The sequence below is a fragment of the Lactobacillus acetotolerans DSM 20749 = JCM 3825 genome, from assembly GCF_001436775.1.
In the GTDB taxonomy this organism is placed as follows: domain Bacteria; phylum Bacillota; class Bacilli; order Lactobacillales; family Lactobacillaceae; genus Lactobacillus; species Lactobacillus acetotolerans.
Map to the genome: position 1 here is coordinate 25,299 of NZ_AYZC01000011.1, position 12,896 is coordinate 38,194.

Genomic DNA, 12,896 nt, shown 5'->3' on the forward strand with positions numbered 1-12,896 from the left:
TTTCATCTGTACCTTTATTATACCAGAACATGAAAACGCTCTACAAGAGAATTCTAACGGCAAATTGAAAAGCTTCTTATTTCTGAATCCGGTAAAAATTGCAAAAGTTGATCACGTGCATGATAAAGCGTTCTTCCCGTAGTATAAATATCATCTAACAATAAAATAGATTTCCCGTTAAAACTCTTTTTTATCTTTTCCTTATCAATATAAAAGCTCTGACTGCTTGCAAGACGCTCATGCTTATTCTTTTCTCCCTGTGCTCCGCAACCAGATTTTTTCTTTAAAAGGGGCGTAAGCGGAACAAGCCCACTAAAAATTGCACTAATTGTATCGAATTGGCGCTTTTGTTGGTGCTCAGGAGATGTAGGAATTGGTACGTATAGATCTGCTTCAATTTTCAAAAGTTCTTTATAACAAATTTCTTGCAATACTTCGTACAAAACGTAGTCATCATAACGTTTATAATTTACCATTAGATCATGAAAGTAATCGTTATAACGATAAACTGAATAATTATACAAAAGATTTTGTCCATAAATCTGCTGCCAATCTAGGCAATCATGGCACGTTCCTGCCACATTCATATTTTTTGAACAATACTTACATCTTATTTCTGATAAACGCTCAAATTGATGTAAACATCTAAAACATATCTTAGGTTCACGATACTTGCTCCAAGAAAAAATTTGTAAAAAAGAAATTTCTGGAATAAATTCTTGCTTGCAAAGCAAACATTCATTCATTTATTCATCTCTCTAATCTGTTTCATTGCGGAACGGATATTTTTCGTATATTTACGATAACAATACATAACTAAGCCACCTGGATCATTTTGGGCTCGGCCAACCCTCCCAGCTATTTGTACTAGGCTAGCAGCTGTGTAAATTTGATCATCAGCGGCAACGATAATTACCCAAACATGTTTAAAAGTCACGCCCCGCTCCAATATCGTTGTTGTTACAAGTAACTGCAACTTCTGTTCACGAAAATCCTGTACCTTTTCTAAACGTTTATTATCTTTAGCGGAAACTCCATCCATTTTAATATTCTTTAATCGTTCTTCTTTTTGCAATGCTGCAAGGTAAACAGGAATTTGATCAATATGGGGAACAAATAGCAAGAGTGGGTGCTTAGATCGAATTACTTTTACTATTTCTGCAATTAATTTCGGATGAATTTTTTGCTTTCTCAAAAATGGCCTTAAAAATAATTTTTCTCGTGGCACTGGTAAAAAACCACCATGAAAACGGCGATTTAACTTTAAAATCTGCAATTTTCCATTTTTTGCTTCATCTAAAAGATCATTTGTCGGTGTTGCAGTTAAATATACTCGAACTCCTGATTTTTTTACAGCATTTTTGGCAGCAAAATGAAGCTGTGGATCACCAACATATGGAAATGAATCCACCTCATCTATCACTAATAAATCGAATGCACCATAAAATTTTAACAATTGGTGAGTTGTACAAATTGTTAATTGCTCTAATCCTGGTTCCTTAAATTCACGTCCATGATATTTCCCAATCTCAATTTCAGCAAAAGCTTCTTTAAATCGCGGATATAATTCGTTTACCACGTCAATTCTTGGCGTGGCAATACACGCACGTTTCCCTTTTCTCATGCACTCTGCTATCAATTGAAAAAGCATTTCTGTTTTCCCGGCTCCAGTTACCGCATGAACCAAACTATTTTTCTTTTTATTAAAATTTTTAACTAATGCATTTGAAATACTCAGTTGTAACGGTGTCAATTTTCCATGCCATGTTAAGCCACCATTTTTCTTTTTAGAAAACGGAACCTTAACCTGATAACGTATTAATAAATCACCTTCAACTGCCCTTCCAATACCGATACAAGCACGACAATATTGTTTACCATTTGGCAATTTTGCCGTAATTAAACCGCCGCAACGCTGACAATGATTATTTTCAATAACTTTAATTTTGCTACATCCCATAAATATGCTAGAATCCTCTTGACTCACCAGCCATTGCCGGCCTGAAAGTGCAGTTAAATTTTTCATAATCTTTGCTTGCCTCCAAAGATTAAGTACGCTAAAAAAGGTGATAATTTTGTCAGAAAAAGAAAATTATTTAACTATCAAAAATGCTGGTAAGCATGAAATTATTATTAAAAGAAGCAAATTCATCGCTAGCTTGGCACGAACAAGTTCAGTTGAAGCGGCTAATGAATTTATTGCCCAAACTAAGAAAAAATACCGTGATGCAACTCATAATACCTTCGCATATACAATTGGAAAAAATGATGACCAGGTTAAAGCTAGTGACAATGGAGAACCTTCCGGTACCGCTGGCGTTCCTGAATTAAAAGTGCTACAGCTCATGAAGCTAAAAAATGTCACCGTTGTTGTAACCCGATACTTCGGTGGCATTAAACTGGGTGCTGGGGGATTGATCAGGGCTTATTCAAATAGCGTTACACAAGCAGTTGAAAACATTGGTGTTGTTAAACGCGTTTTACAGCAAGAATTAAATTTTCACGTAGCCTATAACCGGTTTGATAAAATTAATCATTACTTAAAAGAAAACAAAATTTTTATAAACAATACCAATTATGGTATTGACATCAAAATAAGTGTGTTTATTGATGAAGATAAACAGGAATCATTCAAAAAGAAATTAATTAATCTGTTAGCAGGAAAAGTTGATTTTACAAAGGGTGAGGAGCGCTACAATGAGATACCGGTTGCAGATCATAATTACCACGAAAAGTAAAAGAGATTAGGAAATTTCCTAATCTCTTTTATTTGTCTTTAGATTTTTTCTTCTTAAGCTGGTCAGGTTTTTCTTCACCTAAATGCCAAACTTCAACCGTTGGATCTTTTGTAGTTCTCTTATTAATAATTTTCTGAATTAGATGTAACAATGGCTTGTATTTTTCGCCTAAAAGTCCAATTGATTCCACAAAGAATTCTAAAGCAAATAAAAGCGCAATAATTAAGACCCATGTTCCCCAAGCTGGAGAAAGTAGGAGCAACAGAGAAATAAATGAAAATATAAGCGACAAAGCATAAATTGTTAAAACGGTTTGCCGGTGAGTTAAACCCATTCGCATCAATTGGTGATGCAAGTGGTGTTTATCAGCTTGTGAAACGGGACGTTTATTTAACACCCTTCTAATCATTGCATAGATAGTATCGGTAATCGGTACACCCAAAATAATGATCGGTACAAGCAGAGAAATAAAGGTTACATTTTTCAAACCTTTTAAAGATAGAACCGCGATCATAAAACCAATATAGAGCGCTCCCGTATCTCCCAGAAAGATTTTGGCAGGATGAAAATTATAAGGTAAAAAGCCCAGTAAACATGCAGCTAACATAAAACAAGCTATTGGCACATACAATTGGTGAGTATGCAAGAAGAAGTAACCTACAATTCCCATAGTAATGAGCGAAATCATTGATACGCCATCTGCTAAACCATCTAATCCATCAATTAAATTAACTGCATTAGTCAAAGCCAGGATCCAAAAAATAGTAATCGGGAAACTCCACCAACCTAAATTAATTTCATTTTTAATAAAAGGCAGATTCAGTACATTCATTCGAATACCCGCTAAAAAATATATAACGAGTGCTGCAATAAAAATACCAAACATTTTTTGCCTTGGTTTAAGTACTAAAATGTCATCAATCATCCCTGTTAAGATAATTACACTTGATGCCAAAAGGACGGCAAAAGCCTCATGAGTTGGAAATTGTTCTCGTAAAAGGACAAAAGTACCAATATTAAAAGTTACAAAAATACCTAAGCCACCCAAAGTAGGCATAGGTTTTTTATTAACTCTTCGTGCATTAGGATCATCCACTGCTCCCAAGACAAAAGCAAGCCTCCTAATAAAAGGGGTAATTGCTGCTTGAATGATAACTAAGAAGAATAATTCAACGATAATTTTAAACATAACCGGCTACTTTCTTTAATTACTTGTTTTAATTATACAAGTAGTAAAAAAAATCCACAAATAACATTTTTAGGTAAAATAAAAAATTGAATTCTTTCGAATCCAATTTTTATTATTTAGCAATCGCTACAACTCGTTTTTCACGAATAACGGTAATTTTAATATTACCTGGGTAATCAAGTTCTTTTTCAACTTGATTCTTAATATCGTGTGCTAAAACAGTTATTCGATCATCTGAAATTTCATCAGGTTCAACCATTACCCGAACTTCACGTCCAGCTTGGATGGCATACGCCTGTTTAACTCCTTTATAACCCTTCGCAATTTTTTCCAGCTTGGTCAAACGTCTAATATAGTTTTCCAAACTTTCACTTCTTGCACCCGGACGAGCCGAAGAAAGAGTATCTGCTGCAACAACAAGTTCAGCAATAAACGATAACTTCGGTACATCCCCATGGTGTGCTGCAATTGCATTTACAACTACGTCAGGTTCATGATATTTACGTGTTAATTCCACACCAATTTCAACGTGTGAACCTTCAATATCATGATCGACGGCTTTACCAATATCGTGTAATAATCCCGCGCGAACCGCTAATTTTTCATTTAAACCAAGTTCAGCAGCCATTGTTCCGGCTAATTTAGCAACTTCAATTGAGTGTGCCAAAACATTTTGACCATAAGAAGTACGATATTTAAGACGACCTAAAATCTTAACAAGTTCTGGATTCATTCTATGAATTCCTAACTCCATTAAGGCACTTTCTCCGGCCTCGTAAATATCATCATTAACTTCTTTTCTAGCCTTATCAACCATCTCTTCAATACGAGCTGGATGAATACGACCGTCTTTAATTAAACGTTCCATCGCTCTTTTAGCAATCTCACGTCTAATCGAATCAAAGCCACTCAAAGTAACAACCTTTGGTGTATCATCGATAATTAAATCAATTCCTGTTAATGCCTCAAAGGAACGAATATTACGACCCTCACGGCCGATAATTCGTCCTTTCATCTCTTCATTTGGCAGATCAACTACAGATACGGTAGTCTCTGCTACCGTATCGGCAGCACTGCTTTGAATGGCATCAATAATTACTTGACGTGCATAATGATCAGCTTTTGCTTTGACTTCTTCATTACTATTTCTAATCATATCTGCACGTTCTTTGACTAATTCATCAGATGATTGACTCAAAACAAGTTTCTTAGCTTGTTCCTTATTTAAGCCTGCCACTTCATAAAGCTTTTGCTTTCTTGTTTCGACCAACTTATCAGCATCACTAATTTTTTTATCTAAATTAGTCTTTTGCTGCTTTAATTGGTTTTCTTTTTGTGTGAGTCCATTCTCTCTCTCATCCAACAAAGATTTCTTATGGTCAAGGGTATCTTCACGTTGCTTAAGACGATTAGTCTTACGGGAAATGTCATCCCGCTTAACATTTAATTCATCTTCAACTTTTTGCCGATAATCTTGAATCTTTTCTTGGGCTTCAAGAATTTTCTCTTTTTTAGTATTTTCTGCACTTTGTTTTAAAGCTTTTGTAGCTTGTTTCTGTGCATTGGCTTCAGCTTTGGCAGCAGTTACCTGTGTCTTTGCATCAGCTAAAATATGGTCAGCATCATTTTGTGCATTCTGGGCTTTCTTTTCCCAAACATTCTTTCGAACTGCATATCCAATGCCTGAACCAGCTAAAATCGAAATAATAGCAACCGCGACGGGAATCAAAATTATATTTGTCATGATTACTATCGCCTTTTTTTAGATTATTCACACAGTATTAATAATAAAGAACCTAGAAGCTCATGTCAATCAACAAAAAAGCCTTGGAATTAAATTCCAAGGTCAAGCTTAATTTCTTCAACTTTATTTGCTTTTGCTGGCAGCTACTTTTTTAGTAGATGTCTTCTTTTCTTCAGCCTTTTCGGCTTTTTCGTTCTTTTCCTTAACTTTTTCAGGATCCTCACGATCAGCTACAGATTTTTCATCAATCCCATAAGCATGGCGAACTTGATGTTGAATGTCTTTATACATATCCGGATGATCTTCTAAATACTTTTTGGCATTCTCACGGCCCTGACCAATTCGGTCGCTCTTGTATGAATACCACGAACCAGCTTTATTGATAATGTCTTTATCCGTTGCCATGTCAAGAAGTTCACCACTCTGTGAAATTCCTTTACCATACATCATATCTACTTCAGCAACTTTAAATGGGGGTGCAACTTTATTCTTAACAACCTTAATTTTAACTCGGTTACCAATAATGTTACCAGCTTGTTTAATTTTTTCAGCTCTTCTAATTTCTAAACGAATAGTTGAATAAAATTTCAAAGCACGACCACCGGGCGTCGTTTCAGGGTTACCAAACATAACTCCAACTTTTTCACGAATCTGGTTAATAAAAATCGCAATTGTTTTGGTTTTAGAAATAGTCCCAGAAAGCTTACGCAAAGCCTGGCTCATCAATCTAGCCTGTAATCCAACGTGAGTATCACCCATTTCACCATCAATTTCAGCTTGAGGAACTAAGGCAGCTACAGAATCAACTACCACAATATCGACAGCTCCACTAGAAATTAAGGTATCCGCGATCTGCAAGCCTTCTTCACCAGTATTAGGTTGAGACAAAATCAGTGAATCAACATCAACGCCAAGTGCTTCCGCATAAGCTGGATCCATTGCATTTTCAGCATCGATATAAGCAGCTGTACCACCATGTTTTTGCACTTCTGCTACGGCATGCAAAGCAACGGTAGTTTTACCAGAAGATTCAGGACCATAAATTTCAACAATTCTACCACGCGGATAGCCACCTACACCTAGTGCAGCATCAAGTGCAAGTGAACCGGATGGCACAGTTGAAATTTTGGTATCTGCTTTGTCACCCATGCGCATAACTGCACCTTTACCAAAATTTTTTTCAATCTTTTTAAGAGCTACGTCTAAAGCAGCTTTCTTTTCATCTTTGGCCAAACGTTTTTCCTCCTCTAACTTTGTACTATTCAATTATACTTTGATTTATGTCCGCTTTGCAAGGAAAAAGCGAACAAATGTTTAGGCATTTTTATCCTCAGTATTAAGTACGCAAAAATTATAAATTTTACTTTTATAATTAATTCTATATATAATTATTTACTATCTCTAAAATAATGATTTTTAACTAAAAATCTATGTGCAACGGTTGATGGCTCTAATAACTGATCATCCACCTCATAGTTCATTTTCCGCATTTGATGCACACCAATTCTACCATCAAGCCGGTGCAGAACCGGCTTAAGATCTGGATGTTCTCTTAAAATATAATTATTAACTAACATACCACAATTATATGGCGGGAAGAAATGCTTGTCATCCCTTAACAATTTCAGATGATAGCTGTCTATACGCCCATCAGTTGAATATCCTAAAACTACGTTCATTCGTCCATTTTGTAAAGCTGAATAAACTAAGCCGATACTCATTGCATGAACTTTGAAAAAAGTTATTCCATAATCTAACTGAAAATCCGGATATCCGTCACCTTTACGATTTAACCAATCAGTAGAAACCCCTAAAGCATATTTATCTTCAACTTTCTTCAAGTCAGAAACCTTTTTTAGATGATCTTTCTTTGCTTCTTTAGGTGTAACCATGAACGCATAAGTATCAGAAAAGCCATAAGTTGGAAAGTAAGTTTGATCCCAGCGTTTTTTTACTTCTTGTCGAACTATCTCATTAGCCCTTTTAGAATTTTTGATTGGTTCCATTCCTAGATTAGTAGTTAATTCACTACCATCATAAGCAGCAGCTTGAATATCCGCATCACGACGATAAAGAGCCTGATGCTGCATTGATGAGGAACCCAAATTATTTACAATTGCTGTTTTATAATTCGTTTCGTGTTCAATTAATTCTGCAACTATGTTAGCAATAATTTGAGATTCTGTAGTATTGAGGGCTGTTATCCGAATATTATCATTCCCACTTTGTGTAGAAGATAATCCAGGTAATCCACACCCGGCTGTAAAGATTACTAACAAAAATGACATTACCAGCAGCACTAATTTCTTAAAAGCTTTTTTCATTTGTGCTACCCCCTTTAGTTACCGCTATTGGGAAGAAATTTATTATTAAATTAATAAATATTTTATAACTTCTTTATATGTATTATACTATCTCATTTAATTTTAGGGAAAAATAAAAACAGCCGTTTATTAAACGGCTGTTCTTTAAACATATAAATATGTTTCTATTTTTTATCTCTAAAATAATTATTCTTTACCAAAAATTGATGGGCAACAGTTGACGGTTCAAGCAATTCATCATCAACCTCATAATTCATGTGTCTAATCGTATGCATCCCTATTCGACCAACTAACCGGCGTAAAATCGGTTTAAGGTCAGGATGTTCCCTTAAAACATAATTATTAATCAACATACCACAGTTATATGGCGGGAAGAAATGGCGATTATCCTTCAACAGCTTTAAATGATAACTATCAATTCTACCATCCGTCGAATAACCTAATACTACATTCATCCTGCCAGTTTGCAATGCTGAATAAACTAATCCAATATTCATTGCTCGCATCTTAGGAAAGGAAAGACCGTATGCCTTCTCAAATTCTTTATAGCCTACACCTGGTGCATTTACCCACTCAGAAGCTACACCTAAAGAATATTTATCTTCAACTTTCTTCAAATCAGAAATATCTTTTAAGTTATATTTTTTAGCTTCTTCAGGTTTAACCATGAAAGCATAGTTATCAGAAAAGCCATAGGTTGGCAAATAGGTCTGGTCCCAACGTTTCTTTACTTCATAACGAACAGTATCATTAGCTTTTTTAGAATTTTTAATTGCTGGCATACCTAAATTAGCTGTTAATTCACCACCATCATAAGCAGCTGCTTGAATATCAGCGTTATGACGATAAAGCGCCTGGTGCTGCATCGGTGCAGATCCCAAATTATTTACAATTGAAGTTTTATAATGAGTTTCATGCTCAATTAATTGCGAAACTATATTAGCAACAATTTGTGATTCCGTAGTGGTCAAAGCCGTTATTCTAATAGTGTCATTACCACCCTGAGCAGAGGATAACCCTGGCAAGCCACAAGCAGTAGTAGAAATTGCTAATAAGAATACAATTATTACTAACAATAATTTCTTAAAATATTTTTTCAATCGTAAAAAACCTCCTACTAGTCACCATTATTTTCTTGACCTAAATACTTAGCTTACCAAGCAGTCCTTTTAATAAAATAATAATATTTAACTTGCTTCTTCACTAATTTAATTATACTTTTATCCGTACCAAGTATGCAAGGTCTAAAAAATAAGAATCCGCATATCATGCGACTTCTTACTTAATTTATTAATTTTAATATTATTCTCTTAGACCCTTAGGTACTATCCACTTTTCAGCAAAGTTTAGGATGATATCAGCTACGATGGCCATTAAAGCAGTTGGAACGGCTCCAGCTAAAATCAAAGCACCACCATTAGTAGCGTTCGTACCACGAATAATAATATCACCTAATCCACCAGCTCCAACGAAGGAACCGATAGAAGTAATACCAATGGCAATAACCAAAGCATTCTTCAAACCTGCAATAATAACAGACATTGAGAGCGGCAGACGAACCATATAAAGCAATTGCAAATTCGTCATGCCCATACCTTTACCTGAATCAATAACGTTCTTATCAACGCTTCGCATACCTGTATAAGTATTTTTAATAATCGGTAGCAATGAGTATAACGTTACGGTTACGATAACGGTATTAACACCCAATCCTAATCCAATCATGACAATAGACAGTAAAGCCAGTGAGGGGATAGTTTGAATAAAGTTAGCAATTTCAACAACGAAATCACCTAAATGTGAATTTCTAGCAATAAAAATACCGACCGGGATACCAATGATGGCTGCAAACAACACGCCATAGATTGAAATTAAAAATGTACGGTCAAATTGCTGCAAAACATAGGCTCCGTTATGCTGGTAGTAATAAATAAATTGTTGCCATATAGATAATTTTGACATTTATTTATTCCTCCTAAAATAATTATTTTTAACTAAAAACTGGTGGGCAACAGTTGATGGTTCTAATAGCTCATCATCAACTTCATAATTCATATGTCTTATTTGATGCATATTCATTTTCCCATCAAGTCTACTTAGAATCGGTTTAAGATCTGGATGCTCTCTTAAAACGTAGTTATTAATCAACATGCCACAATTATATGGTGGGAAGAAATGACGATTATCTTTTAATAATTTCAAATGATAACTATCAATTCGGCCATCAGTCGAGTATCCTAAAACAACGTTCATTCTACCCTCTTGCAATGCCGAATAAACTAAACCGATATTCATTGGATAAGTCTTTGCGAAGGTTATGCCATAAGTATTTTGGAAGTCTTTATATCCATCACCCTTACGGTTTAACCAGTCAGATGAAACACCCAGTGAATAGTTATTTTCAACCTTTTTTAGATCGGAAACATTATTTAAGTGATCTTTTTTAGCTTCATTTTGCTTAACCATGAAAGCATAATTATCTGCAAAACCATAAGTAGGCAAGTAAGTTTGATCCCAACGCTTTCTTACTTCCCTACGAACAGTATCATTAGCTTTCTTAGAATTTTTGATTGGAGCCATACCTAAGTTAGCAGTTAATTCACCACCATCATAAGCAGCTGCTTGAATATCCGCATCACGACGATAAAGAGCTTGGTGCTGCATTGGTGCAGAACCTAAATTATTAACAATCGAGGTTTTATAAGGCGTTTCATGTTCAATTAACTCAGAAACAATATTTGCCACAATTTGCGATTCAGTTGTATTAAGAGCGGTAATTCGTAAATTATTATTACCACCTTGTGCTGACGCTAAACCCGGTAGTCCACAACCAGAAACAGAAATCATAATCAGGAATGATGCTATCACCAGCATTAGACTTTTAAGAATTTTTTTCATTTGGGGATATCTCCTTAGTTGTTATTTACTCCGGCTGGTGTAAGCTTCTTTTCCAATCTGCCAAGTAGATAATCGGTTAACAGTGCCAAAATAATAACAGGAATAGTTCCACCAAAAATAAGATCTGGTTGGTAAAGGTTTAAACCATTAAAAATAAAGTCACCTAACCCACCGGCGCCTATATACGAAGCTAGTGTTGACCACGCAATAACATAGATAGCTGATAAACGGATACCAGACATAATAACCGGCATTGCTAAAGGAATATCAACCTTCGTAATAATTTGTATTTGTGTCATGCCTACTCCCTTGGCTGAATCAACCGTATTCGGGTTAACTCCTGTCAAACCAACATAAGTATTTCTTAAAATAGGCATCAAACTATAAAGAAATAAGGCAACAATTGCTGGTAATTGACCAATGCCAAAGATCGGCAGCATCATGGCTAACAATGCTAGTGCCGGAATAGTTTGCAGCATACTTGCAATTGCCATTACTACTTTAGCGGTTCGTGGGAATTTCATTAAAATGACACTCAACGGAATCGCAACAATAATTCCTAAAGCTAACGCAATTGCGGATATATAAATCTGCTGCCAAGTTTTAGTAAGAAGCTCAGAACCATGTTGGGTTAAAAAAGCGGTCATTATTTATTCGCCCCTTTTGCTGAATCCTTTGTTTGTTTAGATTTAGATAATAGTGGGTTGTTATCACCCCAAATAGTTTCGTAAACAACGTTTACCAAACTTGAACGGGTAACAATACCAACAAGTTTATCATTTTTATCTACAACCGGAACATATTGACCGTTACGCTCTAAGATTCGGTTGAAGTTATCACGTAAGTAATCGTCAGGACCAATTGTATAAATATTTTTATTGACAATATCGCTAACGCCAGAAACTTGATGATAACGTTGTTCCAACTTTTCAATTGAAATATAACCCTTTAAGTGATTAGAATCATCTACTACCAGCAAAGTATCAACGTGGCTAGATTTCATCTTATCCAAAGCCTCAGTTAGTGAGGCACCCAAATTGATTTTAGCTGGTTTAGTTAACATCACGCTCTTAACTTTAACAGTTTCGTACTGCGCTTCAGCCAAACGATCTTCACCAATTAGATTTCTAACGAAATCATTAGCAGGATGTTGCAGAATATCATCTGGTGTACCCTCCTGGATCTTATGACCATCGTGCAATACAACGATTTGAGTAGCTAACTTCAAAGCTTCGTCCCTATCATGAGTGACGAAAACGATAGTTTTACCAAATTTAGTTTGCAAACGTTGAACTAAGTCTTGTAAATTTTCACGAGTAATTGGATCCAAAGCCCCAAATGGCTCATCCATCAAGATTAAATTCTGATCAGCCGCTAAAGCCCTAACAACACCAATTCTTTGCTGTTGCCCACCTGACAATTCTGACGGATAACGATCCAAATAAGATTCTGGTAATTCAGCCAATTTAATTAATTCTTTGGCTTTAGCATCAAGCTTGGCTTGAGGCCACTTCAATAACTTAGGAACCAAAATGATATTATCACGAATGGTCATATGTGGCATTAAGCCGTTACTTTGAATAACATACCCAATATGGCGACGTAAACTCACAGGATTAAAGTCCTTAACATTCTTTCCTTCAATATAAACATCACCCTTAGTGATACTATTCATACGGTTAATCATCCGCATTAAAGTTGTTTTACCAGAACCAGAAGTCCCGATAAAACAACAAAAATCACCTTTTTTTATCTTAATATTAATATCTTCAACAGCTGGTGTTTTGCTTTTTGGATATACTTTAGTAACATCCTTAAACTCAACCATAGGAGTTTCTTCTGTCATAATTCGCATTCCCTTCATTTAATTAAGGTTATCTAAATACTAACAAACTGTGGAAAACAAATCAAAAAACACTGTTATTAAATTTTAAATTAATTATAAAAAAAGGGTCTATGATATTCCCTGTTGATAGTTTATATATGATAAGCTGTTAGCAGGG

The 12,896-nt window shown here is 35.3% G+C and carries 12 protein-coding genes; 1 reads left to right on the plus strand and 11 read right to left on the minus strand.

Annotated elements, in window-relative coordinates; genetic code table 11:
• Positions 1–53: 53 nt before the first annotated feature.
• Entirely contained in the window at positions 54–746 is a 693-nt protein-coding gene (locus FC77_RS02900; protein ID WP_056970051.1) for a ComF family protein, read from the minus strand.
• The gene (locus FC77_RS02905; RefSeq protein WP_056970052.1) at positions 743–2,026 is read right to left on the minus strand and encodes a helicase-related protein; all 1,284 of its coding nucleotides are present in this window, start codon (positions 2,024–2,026) and stop codon (positions 743–745) included. Before FC77_RS02905 ends, FC77_RS02900 begins: the two co-directional genes overlap by 4 nt.
• Positions 2,027–2,075: 49 nt before the next feature.
• Here FC77_RS02905 and FC77_RS02910 point away from each other — a divergent pair, with 49 nt between their 5' ends.
• Entirely contained in the window at positions 2,076–2,738 is a 663-nt protein-coding gene (locus FC77_RS02910; RefSeq protein WP_056970053.1) for a YigZ family protein, read from the plus strand.
• Positions 2,739–2,766: 28 nt separating this feature from the next.
• Here FC77_RS02910 and FC77_RS02915 read toward each other — a convergent pair whose 3' ends face one another.
• The 9 genes from FC77_RS02915 to FC77_RS02955 form a co-directional block, all read right to left on the minus strand.
• The gene (locus FC77_RS02915; protein WP_056970054.1) at positions 2,767–3,927 is read right to left on the minus strand and encodes a glycosyltransferase family 4 protein; all 1,161 of its coding nucleotides are present in this window, start codon (positions 3,925–3,927) and stop codon (positions 2,767–2,769) included.
• Between the two features lie 112 nt (positions 3,928–4,039).
• A complete protein-coding gene (gene rny, locus FC77_RS02920; protein WP_056970055.1) occupies positions 4,040–5,671 on the minus strand; it encodes a ribonuclease Y in 1,632 nt (543 codons plus the stop codon).
• Positions 5,672–5,794: 123 nt separating this feature from the next.
• The gene (gene recA / locus FC77_RS02925) at positions 5,795–6,904 is read right to left on the minus strand and encodes a recombinase RecA (RefSeq protein ID WP_056970056.1); all 1,110 of its coding nucleotides are present in this window, start codon (positions 6,902–6,904) and stop codon (positions 5,795–5,797) included.
• A 155-nt stretch (positions 6,905–7,059) separates the two neighbouring features.
• Positions 7,060–7,995: an osmoprotectant ABC transporter substrate-binding protein gene (locus FC77_RS02930; protein WP_056970057.1), complete on the minus strand. Its 936-nt coding sequence runs from the start codon at positions 7,993–7,995 to the stop codon at positions 7,060–7,062.
• 164 nt (positions 7,996–8,159) lie between these two features.
• On the minus strand, positions 8,160–9,095 hold the full coding sequence (locus tag FC77_RS02935; protein ID WP_056970058.1) for a glycine betaine ABC transporter substrate-binding protein: 936 nt from the start codon (positions 9,093–9,095) through the stop codon (positions 8,160–8,162).
• Positions 9,096–9,297: 202 nt separating this feature from the next.
• Positions 9,298–9,957: an ABC transporter permease gene (locus FC77_RS02940; protein WP_054681534.1), complete on the minus strand. Its 660-nt coding sequence runs from the start codon at positions 9,955–9,957 to the stop codon at positions 9,298–9,300.
• Entirely contained in the window at positions 9,958–10,893 is a 936-nt protein-coding gene (locus tag FC77_RS02945; protein ID WP_056970059.1) for an osmoprotectant ABC transporter substrate-binding protein, read from the minus strand. It lies immediately after the preceding gene.
• Between the two features lie 14 nt (positions 10,894–10,907).
• Positions 10,908–11,540, minus strand: a complete 633-nt coding sequence (locus FC77_RS02950) for an ABC transporter permease (protein WP_056970060.1) — start codon at positions 11,538–11,540, stop codon at positions 10,908–10,910.
• Entirely contained in the window at positions 11,540–12,739 is a 1,200-nt protein-coding gene (locus FC77_RS02955) for a betaine/proline/choline family ABC transporter ATP-binding protein (protein WP_082621115.1), read from the minus strand. The genes FC77_RS02950 and FC77_RS02955 overlap by 1 nt, the downstream gene beginning before the upstream one ends.
• Positions 12,740–12,896 lie beyond the last annotated feature (157 nt).

Bases quoted from the DNA above. Each gene is read 5' to 3' on its own strand.
- FC77_RS02915 (WP_056970054.1), bottom strand. From the start codon at position 3,927: ATGTTTAAAATTATCGTTGAATTATTCTTCTTAGTTATCATTCAAGCA.
- FC77_RS02945 (WP_056970059.1), bottom strand. From the start codon at position 10,893: ATGAAAAAAATTCTTAAAAGTCTAATGCTGGTGATAGCATCATTCCTG.
- FC77_RS02955 (WP_082621115.1), bottom strand. From the start codon at position 12,739: ATGACAGAAGAAACTCCTATGGTTGAGTTTAAGGATGTTACTAAAGTA.
- rny (WP_056970055.1), bottom strand. From the start codon at position 5,671: ATGACAAATATAATTTTGATTCCCGTCGCGGTTGCTATTATTTCGATT.
- FC77_RS02930 (WP_056970057.1), bottom strand. From the start codon at position 7,995: ATGAAAAAAGCTTTTAAGAAATTAGTGCTGCTGGTAATGTCATTTTTG.
- FC77_RS02900 (WP_056970051.1), bottom strand. From the start codon at position 746: ATGAATGAATGTTTGCTTTGCAAGCAAGAATTTATTCCAGAAATTTCT.
- FC77_RS02905 (WP_056970052.1), bottom strand. From the start codon at position 2,026: ATGAAAAATTTAACTGCACTTTCAGGCCGGCAATGGCTGGTGAGTCAA.
- FC77_RS02940 (WP_054681534.1), bottom strand. From the start codon at position 9,957: ATGTCAAAATTATCTATATGGCAACAATTTATTTATTACTACCAGCAT.
- FC77_RS02950 (WP_056970060.1), bottom strand. From the start codon at position 11,540: ATGACCGCTTTTTTAACCCAACATGGTTCTGAGCTTCTTACTAAAACT.